Here is a 12315-nt window from a genome sequence, read left to right as displayed (position 1 = left end):
AAAACCGCGTTTATATTTGTCCTGATTGTGGACATACAGAGGATCGTGACCTCAACGCAGCTAAGAATATTGACCGATGGTTTGCGGATATTTTTATCCCTGTAGCGTAGCGGTTCCTTTGAGGAACTACGGTCAGAAACGGTAAGTTCTACCGAGATAGCTTGTGGAGCGGACAAACCTCTTAGAAGTCATTCTAAGACCGTGATGAAGCAGGAAGTAAACACTAAGGTTATCGCTGTCCAGATGTGTCTAGACTTTGGTAATTTTGGGTAAGTTTTATAGAACGGAAGCTCTAATGGCTTCAACTATTGGAATAACAACTTTAAATTAGATTGGATATTTTTGCAATTAAACTTTACAAACAAAAAACATCAGTGAGCTTTAAAAGCCTATACTTAAAACCCTCCTAATGCACGAATATTATCAAGAATGGTAACTTCTCCATAGGCATCGCCCACAGCCCGCATTAAAGGTAAAGCTTGATTGTAAAAGACCAGTGCTTTTTGCTTTTCTCCTAAATCAGAGTAGACACCACCGATATTATTGAGAGTGATAGCTTCTACACGGCGATTCCTACGGAGCGCTTCGCTATCGCCTACGGACCTAAGTATGGGTAAAGCTTGGTTGTAGAAGTCCAGTGCCTTTTGCCTTTCTCCTAAAGCATTGTAGACAAGACCGATATTATTGAGAGTGGTAGCTTCTACACGGCGATCGCCCACAGCCCGACGTATGGGTAAGGCTTGGTTGTAAAAGACCAGTGCCTTTTGCTTTTCTCCTAAAGCAGAGTAGACACCACCGATATTACTGAGAGTGATAGCTTCCCCGCTGCGATTCCTACGGAGCGCTTCGCTATCGCCCACAGCCCTAAGTATGGGTAAAGCTTGGTTGTAATAGTCCAGTGCCTTTTGCTTTTCTCCTAAATCAGAGTAGACAAGACCGATATTATTGAGAGTGATAGCTTCTCCACCGCGATTGCCCACAGCGCGACGTAAGGGTAAAGCTTGGTTGTAAAAGACCAGTGCCTTTTGCTTTTCTCCTAAATCATCGTAGACACCACCGATATTATTGAGAGTGGTAGCTTCCCCACCGCGATTCCTACGGAGCGCTTCGCTATCGCCCAAAGCCCGATACAATAATCTAGCCTCCTGCCATTTTTGAATTGCTTGTCGCAAAGACTCTGCTGATCCTTGTTCATAAAGTGCCTGTCCCTCTTCCAAAAGCCGTTCTGCATTTTCCTTTGTTGCTGCTGGAGATTGAGCAATTTTCGAGGAATCATCTTTTGCCAAAACACGGCTAGAGTCAGTAACTGCACTCACACAACCAAACAACAGAATACTAATAGACAAAGTTATATAGCCGTTACCTACCAGTAACACCAGCCAATTATGTTGTTGTTTTCTATTTTTCATCAGAATTACTACTTGGTAAAATTACAAACTCTGTTTAGAATATCAGCTTTTTTTGATGATATTCTCAGTAAACAATATTTTATATAAGCGACCAGTATAAAAGGTTTTCATCTTTTCAAGAATTGTGAGCGGATTTCTGCACGTACACTCATGAGGATTTTACCGAGATGATTTTCTCCCGTATGATTTGCACCACAGCCCCAGAAACAGTCTGTAGGGGAATTTTCTATAAGCATTTCATCACCTGTGATTAATAATATTTCCCTAATATCAGCATGAGTGATAAATTTTTGTAGTACCCCAATCCGCATAACTTGAGTTTTCACCAATTCCCAATCTGGACGGAAACGACGAGAGGGACAACGCCCTAAAGCAGCAGCCTGTTCAGGACTAACAGCAGCGTGAATTAAAGGTATAATGGGAGCATCGGGACTACCAACAAACTTTTGTGCTTGATAATAATGCTCAACGGTTGGCCAGTCAGTACCGTCAATGTTAATACTGTGGGGAGAAAAGTTAGAAAAACAACCATAGGGCTGGGAAACTTGATAAAAGTAAATAGTCATTTGCAAAATTCTCTTTTATACTAAATTAGCTTTAGCAGTAATAATGTAAATGAATAGTAGATTGAGCCATTCTGTTTTATGACTACAGATGCTTTTGAACAAACAAATTGGGTGTGGGAATTTTCCTTATTCCAACAACAAGTAGGGGAATGGATAGAATACCAATTTTCCCGGTTTCAAAAAACTTTACCAGAATTACCGCCTGGTTGGTCAATCAATCCCTGGTTAGGTGAATTACTAAATATCCTATTTTGGTTAGGATTGGGTTTATTCGTGGTATGGATAGGTTGGCGATTATGGCAAGAATTCAATCCTTATATCTATGCTTGGCTAAATGCAATGAGTAATTCTCCAGGTTTTAGAACCAAAGCTGATTCTAGGGAAACATCAATTGCCTTACTGTTAAACCAAGCTCAGGAATTTCACCAACAGTATAATTACACAGAGGCTTGTCGTTGTGTGTATTTAGCAATGCTACAGCAATTGCATGAACAAGCGATCGCCCACCAACAACCTAGCCGCACAGACGGAGAATATCTGCAATTACTCAAATCCTCTGTCACTCTCATTCAACCATATCAAACATTAATTAACACCCATGAACAATTATGCTTTAGTGAGCATGAAATGTTAGCAGAAAATTATCAACAGTGTTGGCAAGCTTATAGAAAAATCCAGGAATCATTAGTCAGGAGTCAGGAGTAAAAGTTTCTTTTAAGGGACTTCCAAATAAAAATATGTCCCAAAACTAACGCAAAAACTCTCTCTATTTCTTCTCTCTCTGTGTTCTCTGTGCCTCTGTGGTTCTTTTGTTCATTTATTGGGATAATTTTTTTCTTGGAAATTCCTAATTCAGATAAATCATGAAACGCAATCAGCGCGTTGCTTGGTTAGGTGCGATAGTCTTAGCCGTGATTATTTTACTTACCACTATAGCAGCCCCCAACACCCAAATAACTAGTGGTTCTACTTATAACCGCAGCCCTGATGGCTATGGTGCGTGGTATGCTTTTATGCAAGATCAAAATATCAGTATTCAACGTTGGCAAAAACCATTTAGTGATTTACCAACAACAAAGAACCCTATTACCTTATTACAAGTTAATAGCACCCTTCAAGAAATAGAAATATATTCAGAACAAGAAGAATGGATAGCAAAAGGGAATAACCTAGTAATTTTAGGAATTAAAAAACCAGTAACCGCAGCAGCATTTAGTACACAGCAGCAATCAACCTTCGGAAAAGTCAAGATTGATACCCGCCGCCGATATAATATTTCCCAGGAAGAACAAATCACACTAGAAGACAAATTTGGGACAATAATTTGGCAGAAAAAGTTTGGTAAAGGCAAAGTAATTTTAGCAACAACACCATATTTAGCTGCTAATGCCTATCAAAACAATGACAGTAATTTTAAATTATTAGCAGATTTAGTCAGCAAAAATAGTCAAAAAGTATTTGTAGATGAATATATACATGGCTATAAAGATAAAGATATTCAGAAAAAACTAGGAGAAGATAGTATATTAAATTATTTCGCAAAAACTCCCCTATTACCAGCCTTTATCCAGCTAATTGTCCTATTATTGGCATTAATTTGGGCAGAAAATCGCCGCTTTGGTAAATCAGTAACCTTAAAAACACCCATGATAGATAACAGTCAGGCTTATATTCAAGCTTTAGCGGGAGTTTTACAAAAAGCAGAATCTACTGATTTTGTTGTCGAAATGCTAGGGAAAGAAGAACAAATACAACTTCAGAAAACTTTGGGTTTGAGTCAAATTCCTTTAGACAATCAGGTTTTACTAAAAATCTGGGAAGAACAAATAGGGAATAATACAGAAAAACTTAATGCAGTCTTACAACTACAATCACAAAAACGTCGAATAAGTGAACGAGAACTGATAAGCTGGTTAGAGAAATGGCGTAATTTGCGAAAATAATTAAACGCAGATGAACGCAAATAAACGCAGATAAATACGGATGATTATGATTCTGTGCAGCTTTAGATAAATTTGGTATAGATCTTTTGATGAATATGATATTTCTCGAAATCTTTTTTTTATTCCTTTTTTTGTGAGTGATTGATAAATATGAGTGAAACTAATAATTCGGTTTTAATTAATCTGGGAAAAGCAATTAATCAAATAGTTGTTGGACAACCCGCTTTGATTAAACAGACATTAATTGCCTTATTAGCAGGTGGACATATTATTTTAGAAGGAGTTCCTGGCACAGCAAAAACATTGTTAGTTAAAGTATTGGCACAATTAATCCAATCTGATTTTCGCCGTATTCAACTAACTCCAGATGTTCTCCCGTCAGATATTACAGGGACAAATATCTTTGACTTAAATACCCGCGATTTCACATTAAAAAAAGGTCCCGTTTTTACAGAAATACTTTTAGCCGATGAAATTAACCGCACTCCTCCAAAAACCCAAGCTGCACTTTTGGAAGCAATGGAAGAAATGCAAGTTACCCTCGACGGTGAAAGTTTACCATTACCTGATTTATTTTGGGTAATTGCTACCCAAAACCCTTTAGAATTTGAAGGAACTTATCCCTTACCAGAAGCACAATTAGATCGGTTTTTGTTTAAGTTAATTGTAGATTATCCAGAACAAGCAGCCGAAAAACAAATGTTATTAAATCGTCAGTCTGGATTTACTGCAAAACGTGCAGATATTGCCAACTTAAAACCTATCACCACAGTAATTGATATTTTGCAAGCTAGACAAGCTGTAAAACAAGTTCAAGTATCAGAAACAATAGTTGATTATTTATTAGAAATTGTCAGAAAATCCCGTCAATATCCTGATTTAGCTTTAGGTGCATCTCCTCGCGCTGCGGGTGCTTGGTTGCAAACTTCTCAAGCCGCAGCTTGGTTATCGGGAAGGAATTTTGTAACTCCAGATGATGTAAAATCAGTGGCTTCACCCTTATTGCGTCATCGTTTATTATTGAAACCGGAAGCAATGCTAGATGGTTTACAAATTGATGCAGTAGTTGCAGCAGTAATCAATCAAGTTCCTGTTCCTAGATAACGAAACAAAAATCATGATTCCCTCCAAAAAAGTTTATTTTTTATTAATTGCGGGAATATTTATTTCCCCAATTTTATCTATGATTTTGGGAATTTATCAAACCATAATCATAACTTGTTTATTTGATATTACCGTTTTAATTTTAATGGTAGTTGACGGTTGGGGAATGAAAGCGAAGCGCGTAGAGATTACCCGCGAATTACCTTTACGTTTATCTATTGGTAGAGATAATTCAGTTATTTTAAAAGTTCAAGCTGGGAAAATTGATGCAGTTATTAAAATCCGCGATTATTACCCACAAGAATTTGCTGTTTCTACAACCACAGTTACAGCTAATATAAATGCTAATCAAAATCAAGAATCAACTTACACAGTTTACCCAAATCAAAGGGGAGAATTTTCTTGGGGAAATATGCAAGTGCGACAGTTAGGAATGTGGGGGTTAGTGTGGCATGATTGGCAAATTCCCCACAGTACACAGGTAAAAGTATATCCTGATTTAATAGGATTGCGATCGCTCTCCATTCGTCTCACATTACAATCATCAGGTTCTATCCGTAAAACTCGGCAAATGGGAATAGGCACAGAATTTGCCGAATTACGAAACTACCGCAGCGGTGATGATTTGCGGTTTATTGATTGGAAAGCTACCGCAAGACGTGCTTATGGTAATACAGGACCCCTAGTTAGAGTTTTAGAACCAGAACAAGAACAAACATTATTGATATTACTAGATCGTGGCAGATTGATGACAGCAAAAGTTCAAAGTTTGCAACGATTTGACTGGGGTTTAAATACGACATTATCCCTAGCATTGGCAGGATTGCATAGAGGCGATCGCGTTGGTATTGGTGTATTTGACAACAAACTACATACGTGGATACCTCCAGAACGCGGACAAAATCATCTCAACCAACTCATTGATAAACTCACCCCCATTCAACCAGAATTACTCGAATCTGATTATTTAGGTGCAGTTACCCACGTCGTCAAACAACAAACCCGCAGAGCGCTCGTAGTCATCATTACGGACTTAGTTGATATCACCGCTTCCTCCGAACTTCTCGCAGCCCTTACCAGACTCGCACCCCGCTATTTACCCTTTTGCGTCACCCTGCGAGATCCTCAAGTTGATAATTTAGCACATACATTTACTGAAGATGCCACACAATCTTATATTCGCGCAGTTGCACTAGATTTATTAGCACAAAGACAACTGGCATTTGCCCAATTAAAACAAAAAGGAGTATTAGTTCTTGACGCACCAGCAAATCAAATTTCCGAACAATTAGTTGATAAATATTTACAAATTAAAGCCCGTAACCAACTCTAAATTATTTCTCTCCGTGCCTCTGCGTCTCTGCGTGAGAAAAAATGTAGCTCATATTTTCTTCTTCCGACTACAATACCGCACCAAAACCACAAACAAACCCATCCCTACTAAATATTTAATTGGATTGGGAATAACCGGATTTGGTGAGAAAAAACCCTCAATTAAAGCAGCAACAATCAACATCACCACAATCCCAAAAACCAATTGTACAGCCAAAGAACCATAAAACTTCAAAGCATCCAGACGACGATATTTACCAGGAAATAAAATTGCCCTTGCCAGTAACAAACCTGAACCTCCTGCAAAAAATATCGCAGGTAATTCCAAAGCACCATGGGGAAATACAAAGGCCCAAAATGGATAAGCCAGATTGTTTTGAGCAACTAAAGCACCAATAGCGCCCATTAACAAACCATTGAATACTAATAAATAAGTCGTATATAAACCCGCCGTAATTCCCCCAGCCACAGCCCCAAAAGACACAGAAATATTATTCATCATAATATTACTAGAAGCTAATGGTTCAATCCCCACAATCGAACCCATCCATAATTCATGCTTATCTCGCACCAGGGAAATCAATCTTTCCGGTACTACCAACGACATAAAACTCGGATCTTGCCAAGCATACCACCAAGCAATTAAGCCTCCAAAAACAAACATAGCGGTGGCTGTGGCAATGTATAGGAACGTTTGCTGCACCACTTGAGGAAATCCCCATAGGTAAAATTCCTTAGCCGCTTGCCATTCCTGTCGCCGCGAACCCTGGTAAATTTGTGTATAGGCGCGAGTTGTCAAAGATTGTAAACTTTGAATTAAAGTTTTACCTACTTGCTGGGTACGCGCCCTAGCTAAATCCGCCGCCACGGAACGATATAAACTCGCTAATTCCCTAATTTCCGCAGAACGGAGAGACTTTAACCGTTTTTGTTCCACCTTCTTTAACAAAGCGTCTAAACGCTGCCAATTAGCCTCTCGTCTTCCTATCCAACGTTGAATATTCATAAAATTTCTAAATACTCTAAATACTTAGTACAGATTAGCTTAAAATAACTTCAAAGTAAGCGCCGTATTTTAGGAAAAAATTAACACCATGTCTGGAAATCTTAATTCTCCTAACCCTATTCAACCGTTAAGTGTAGGTAGTGTTGTCAGTGCGGGAATACGATTGTACCGTTCTCATCTTAAAGAATATTTTTTCATAGCTCTTAAAGCTTATGCTTGGTTACTAGTTCCCATTTACGGTTGGGTGAAATTTTATGCCCTTTCAGCCCTGATTTCTCGATTAGCTTTTGGGGAATTAGTTAACCAACCGGAAAGTGTTTCATCAGGTAAACGATTTGTCAATTCCCGCTTGTGGGAATTTTTTGTGAACATGATCCTCATGCTTGCCATTAGTATAGGAATTATGCTTGGATTTGTACTTATTGGCAGTTTATTGATAGGTATACCAACCGCATTACTAGGAGGATTACAGGATGCAAATCCAGCTAATATAGGTATTATCATTTTAATAACTTTGGTAGTCATGATAATCATTTTTACAGGTATTTTGTGGATAGGAACTAGGTTTTATTTAGTAGATGTTCCTCTAGCAATTGAAGATAATGTTAATGGTAGTTCAACCATTAATCGTAGTTGGGAACTAACAAAGGGAAATATTGGCAGAATTCTGGCAATTTCTCTTATTAGTGCTTTAATCACCATTCCCATCCAATTTATTATTCAAATCATCACTAGTATTATTCAGCTAATTTTCACACCTTTACTAAGGGAAGGAAATGTTGGTTTTTCAATGATATTTTCTCTGTTAATAATTGGACTAACTCTTGCTGGTTTGGCCTTAATTGCACCTTTTTGGCAAACAGTTAAAGCAGTTATTTACTATGACCTCAGAAGTCGGCGAGAAGGGTTGGGTTTACAATTACGTGACCACGATATTTAAATATAAAAAATGCACCTTTTTAATCGCATTAAATTCACCACACCCGAAAGTGTGGAAATAGAATTTACCCTGGCTGGAATTGGTAGTCGGGCTTTAGCATTAATGATTGACTATCTAATTTTGGCTTTTACTTTAGTGGTAATTGCGTTGATATGGTCGTTTATTTTTCAACAAATAACTGATGTTGGAGTGAGTATTTTTGGCTCTAATTTCGGCTTGTGGTTGATAGCCATATCTCTATTAAGTCTGTTTTTTATTTACACAGGTTATTTCGTTTTTTTTGAAACTCTTTGGCAAGGACAAACACCAGGTAAACGTATTGCTAAAATTCGTGTTGTGCGAGATGATGGTAGACCTGTGGGTTTACAACAAGCAGCATTACGAGCTTTACTCCGTCCTATTGATGAAAGTTTATTTATTGGTGCTTTTTTAATTACTTTTAGTAACCGAGAAAAGCGTCTTGGTGATTTAGCCGCTGGGACAATTGTGATTCAATCAGAAACAGTTGTAAAATCATCAAGTTTAGCTATTTCTGAAGCAGCTAAATCTTTCCATATTCAGTTACGAGAAATAGCCGATTTATCATCTTTATTACCCGATGATTTTGCCATTATTCGAGAATATTTACAGCGACGGAGTGGAATGTCAAAAAAAGCCAGAATAGCACTTTCTTTAAAACTCACCCAACAAGTTCAATCTATTATTAACTTAGAAATTCTCCCAGGGAATATTGCTTCAGATGTATTTTTAGAAGCTGTTTATCTTGCCTATCAACAACCTGAATATTAGAGGCGATTTTCATCCATAATGGGCTATTTACGTGATAATTCATCTGAACCAGGACTTATGGCGAATGCCACATTTTTGAAGTGAATGTGGTAACATATCAAAAAATTGGTGAAACCGAAAAAAGCCACACCAACTTTAATGAAGCTATCCAACTATTCAACGAAATAGAAGCGCCCAAACAAGTTGAGAAAGTGGAAAAAGCAAAAATAGGAAATATCTCTTGATTAAAATTATTTATATGTGTCGAGTTTGTAGGGGTTTAGCACTGCTAAACCCCTACTATGAATTACTTAAAAATCCAAACTCGGCCAGTCTGGTTGACGATAATAGCGGATCATATTATCAAATTTTCGTAATTCCACCTTATTAATGAGAAAATCTGGAGTATCTAACGGCAATGATTGATTAAACTCACAAAACATTGTATTCAGATTTACCCGATCTAACTCTGGGGGAATTTCGCTAAAATACCCCAATGTTACATGAGCCGTAAAATGATAATGCTGCTCAATACCCAAGCCCATTAACGTGCGATTTTGATAAATTATCCGTCGGAACTGAATAATTTCCTCATAAGAACGTTTATCCTTTGGTACTAAACACACACCTACAGCCCTTGGCATCACAATCAACCCCAACATTTGCCAAGATATAGGAGATCCCTTTGTCATCAATTGTTGATATTGTTGAAACATCTCAGCCAACTGAGAATTCAAATCTTCAGCAAATTGGGGATTTTTTGTACAAGCATGATGAAAAGCACTATCCCAAATTAAATCTGCCACCGTCAGATGAAAACTCACAGCAGGAACAGGTACAATCAAATCACCACCAATGGGTAGCTCTAATAATTGCCGTTGATAGGCTTCTATTTGACCGTAGAAAGCAGCGTTTTTCAGGTCTTCTGCTGCTGGTGGGGTAATCAGCGTATAGCCTGGAAAGGGTGTAGCAACTCTTACTCCAGCATGAACCCGAAATTTAGAAGATTCCTGAATATGCTGAATCTGGGTTTTGTAAGCTTCTGGTAGCGTCATGTGTGCTACCCGATTTAAATAGATTTGGTAGTTGTCGTCCAATCTTGATCACCTTGCGCTCTTTTGATAGATTGTAGGGAGATTTACTCAATTTGACCAAATTAATTTTTAATTTTAAATTGCTATGCCAATATATGTTTACTGGGGGGAAGACGATTTTGCCATGGAAAAAGCCGTAGTAACTTTACGAGATCGCATCCTTGATCCCCTCTGGACTAGTTTTAACTATACCTCATTTCCCGCAGATCAACCCGATTCAATAGTCCAAGCTTTAAATCAAGCAATGACACCACCATTCGGGGCTGGTGGGCGTTTCGTGTGGCTCATTAACACCACTCTGGGGCAAAATTGTCCAGAGCCTATCCTAGCCGAATTACAACGCACTCTCAAAGTCATCCCCCCAGATTCCACCTTACTATTAACCAGTCGCAACAAACCAGATGAACGCCTTAAAAGTACAAAACTCCTCAAGCAATTTGCTACAATTTCCGAATTTCCCCTAATTCCCCCTTGGAAAACCGAACTTTTAGTCCAATCAGTTCAACAAGCCGCTCAAACTGTCGGTATAAAAATAAGTCCCCTCGTCGCCGAACTATTAGCCGAATCAGTAGGTAACGATACCCGTCTTCTCTACAATGAACTAGAAAAATTACGTCTTTATACAGAAGGTAGTGGCAAACCTTTAGATGTGAATACAGTATCGGAATTAGTCAGAAATACCACTCAAAACACCTTACAACTAGCAACAGCCATCAGAACTGGAGACACCCCAAAAGCCTTAGGAATCTTAGGTGATCTCAGCAATGCAGCCGAACCGGGTTTACGGATAGTTGCCACACTCATAGGTCAATTTCGCACCTGGTTATTAGTAAAAATGATGATGGACAGTGGTGAACGCAACCCGCAAGCGATCGCTCAAGGTGCGGAAATCTCTAACCCCAAACGCATCTACTTCCTACAGCAAGAAGTCAAATCTCTCCCCCTACAACAACTCATCTCTGCCTTACCACTGCTATTAGAATTAGAAGTCAGCCTCAAGCAAGGTGTATCCGAAACCTCAACCCTACAAACTAAAGTCATCGAACTTTGTCAAATATGTCGCCGCATTTAATAACCCCATCAATATCAATATATTGATTCAATCTTGCTTGACTGGAACTTCTAATTCAGAAAATAATTCAAACTTATGATCGATCACATTTCCTGTTTGTCCTTCTGTGTCACCTGTATTATATATGCTCACAATTTACAGTCTTCATTCAACCAAACGGTTGCAGCGAATTCTCTCTCAACCCTTGATTTTGGCAACTATTGCCACTGCAAGTCTGATATTCGGGACTTTCGGCTTCAATTCCCAAGGAATCGCTCAAACCTTAAACATCAACAATACAGAAGTAACTAACTATGCAAAAGCTGTATTGGGGATGGAACCAGTCCGTCAGCAAGCCTTTGAGGAAATAAAAAAACTCATCGGTAGCAAAGATGTTCCCCAAGTGATCTGTAATGATCCTACAAGTATCAATGCACTACCTGGCAAAGCCAAAGATATTGCCGGAAATTACTGCAACCATTCTCAAAAAATAGTCGAGGATAGTGGTCTTACAGTTGAAAGATTCAATAAAATCACCTTAGAAATCCAAAACAACAATAATTTAAAAAAGCAACTGTATAATACATTACTACATTTGCAAAAGGCTTCACCCTCAAAAACCTCCAAATAAGTAATCTCAAATACTATGATCAGGATGGCAAAAAGCCATGATTATCACTAAAAATCAGGGGAACATAGAGTTTAACCCCTTTATCGCCGATTGATTCCTTCGCTAACCTGCATGAGACCAAAAAGATAATTCCTGTTTTTTTACCAGACTGATAACTTAGAAAATAGGCTGAATCCCTATTTTCACAAAGATTTCAGCTATTATTTCCCCTGACAAAAAAATATTTTCCCAACCCCCTTGACAAGAAAAGGAAGGATTGCTATATTAGTTAAGTGCCGGGGAGATAAAACAACTCACGGCAACTGAACCGAGAAAAAATAATACTTTGAAAGAATAGATTAAACCAATCCTCGTCGTCAAGATAATTGAAAGAGGATTCGAGATTTTAACTAATTTCGGAGCCGACAAACTCGAAAGAACCAAAATGGAGAGTTTGATCCTGGCTCAGGATGAACGCTGGCGGTATGCTTA

13 protein-coding genes and 1 pseudogene are annotated in these 12315 nt (G+C 38.4%); 10 read left to right on the top strand and 4 right to left on the bottom strand.

The genetic code is table 11. The features are described from left to right. Positions 1 to 14: 14 nt before the first annotated feature. Positions 15 to 110: a zinc ribbon domain-containing protein gene (locus FJR06_RS24125; RefSeq protein ID WP_371724284.1), complete on the top strand. Its 96-nt coding sequence runs from the start codon at positions 15 to 17 to the stop codon at positions 108 to 110. A gap of 306 nt (positions 111 to 416) precedes the next feature. Here the strand turns inward: FJR06_RS24125 and FJR06_RS23430 are convergent. Both FJR06_RS23430 and FJR06_RS23425 read right to left on the bottom strand, forming a co-directional pair. Further along, positions 417 to 1409 (bottom strand): annotated as a pseudogene (locus FJR06_RS23430) (tetratricopeptide repeat protein); the annotation flags it as partial. Positions 1410 to 1516: 107 nt separating this feature from the next. Continuing rightward, on the bottom strand, positions 1517 to 1975 hold the full coding sequence (locus FJR06_RS23425; RefSeq protein ID WP_015079105.1) for an NADAR family protein: 459 nt from the start codon (positions 1973 to 1975) through the stop codon (positions 1517 to 1519). 78 nt (positions 1976 to 2053) lie between these two features. Between FJR06_RS23425 and FJR06_RS23420 the strand changes: the two genes are divergently transcribed. The 4 genes from FJR06_RS23420 to FJR06_RS23405 all read left to right on the top strand — a co-directional run bounded on the left by FJR06_RS23420 (position 2054) and on the right by FJR06_RS23405 (position 6355). Beyond that, positions 2054 to 2680: a DUF4129 domain-containing protein gene (locus FJR06_RS23420; protein ID WP_015079106.1), complete on the top strand. Its 627-nt coding sequence runs from the start codon at positions 2054 to 2056 to the stop codon at positions 2678 to 2680. 158 nt (positions 2681 to 2838) lie between these two features. Further along, positions 2839 to 3918, top strand: a complete 1080-nt coding sequence (locus FJR06_RS23415; RefSeq protein WP_168652376.1) for a DUF4350 domain-containing protein — start codon at positions 2839 to 2841, stop codon at positions 3916 to 3918. A gap of 150 nt (positions 3919 to 4068) precedes the next feature. Then, positions 4069 to 5022, top strand: a complete 954-nt coding sequence (locus tag FJR06_RS23410; RefSeq protein ID WP_015079108.1) for a MoxR family ATPase — start codon at positions 4069 to 4071, stop codon at positions 5020 to 5022. 13 nt (positions 5023 to 5035) lie between these two features. Further along, complete coding sequence (locus FJR06_RS23405) at positions 5036 to 6355, top strand: DUF58 domain-containing protein (protein ID WP_015079109.1); 1320 nt, start codon at positions 5036 to 5038, stop codon at positions 6353 to 6355. A 48-nt stretch (positions 6356 to 6403) separates the two neighbouring features. On the opposite strand, the gene FJR06_RS23400 is transcribed toward FJR06_RS23405, so the two are convergent. Continuing rightward, positions 6404 to 7360, bottom strand: a complete 957-nt coding sequence (locus tag FJR06_RS23400; protein WP_015079110.1) for a stage II sporulation protein M — start codon at positions 7358 to 7360, stop codon at positions 6404 to 6406. Between the two features lie 88 nt (positions 7361 to 7448). Between FJR06_RS23400 and FJR06_RS23395 the strand changes: the two genes are divergently transcribed. From FJR06_RS23395 to FJR06_RS23385, 3 genes are all read left to right on the top strand, one after another. Next, on the top strand, positions 7449 to 8300 hold the full coding sequence (locus tag FJR06_RS23395) for a hypothetical protein (RefSeq protein WP_015079111.1): 852 nt from the start codon (positions 7449 to 7451) through the stop codon (positions 8298 to 8300). A gap of 9 nt (positions 8301 to 8309) precedes the next feature. After that, positions 8310 to 9089: an RDD family protein gene (locus tag FJR06_RS23390; protein WP_168652375.1), complete on the top strand. Its 780-nt coding sequence runs from the start codon at positions 8310 to 8312 to the stop codon at positions 9087 to 9089. Between the two features lie 86 nt (positions 9090 to 9175). Further along, on the top strand, positions 9176 to 9313 hold the full coding sequence (locus FJR06_RS23385; protein WP_158310507.1) for a hypothetical protein: 138 nt from the start codon (positions 9176 to 9178) through the stop codon (positions 9311 to 9313). Between the two features lie 66 nt (positions 9314 to 9379). Here the strand turns inward: FJR06_RS23385 and FJR06_RS23380 are convergent, their stop codons facing one another. After that, the gene (locus FJR06_RS23380) at positions 9380 to 10165 is read right to left on the bottom strand and encodes a hypothetical protein (protein WP_015079113.1); all 786 of its coding nucleotides are present in this window, start codon (positions 10163 to 10165) and stop codon (positions 9380 to 9382) included. Positions 10166 to 10247: 82 nt separating this feature from the next. On the opposite strand from FJR06_RS23380, the gene holA reads away from it, so the two are divergent. Together holA and FJR06_RS23370 are read left to right on the top strand one after the other, a co-directional pair. Beyond that, complete coding sequence (holA, locus tag FJR06_RS23375) at positions 10248 to 11234, top strand: DNA polymerase III subunit delta (RefSeq protein ID WP_015079114.1); 987 nt, start codon at positions 10248 to 10250, stop codon at positions 11232 to 11234. 124 nt (positions 11235 to 11358) lie between these two features. Then, on the top strand, positions 11359 to 11844 hold the full coding sequence (locus FJR06_RS23370) for a DUF4168 domain-containing protein (protein ID WP_015079115.1): 486 nt from the start codon (positions 11359 to 11361) through the stop codon (positions 11842 to 11844). Positions 11845 to 12315: the final 471 nt, after the last annotated feature.

The organism is Dolichospermum sp. UHCC 0352, assembly GCF_009711925.1.
Taxonomy (GTDB): domain Bacteria; phylum Cyanobacteriota; class Cyanobacteriia; order Cyanobacteriales; family Nostocaceae; genus Dolichospermum; species Dolichospermum lemmermannii.
The sequence above is the reverse complement of the archived record's forward strand: the minus strand, read 5'-3'. Positions and strand labels throughout refer to the sequence as shown.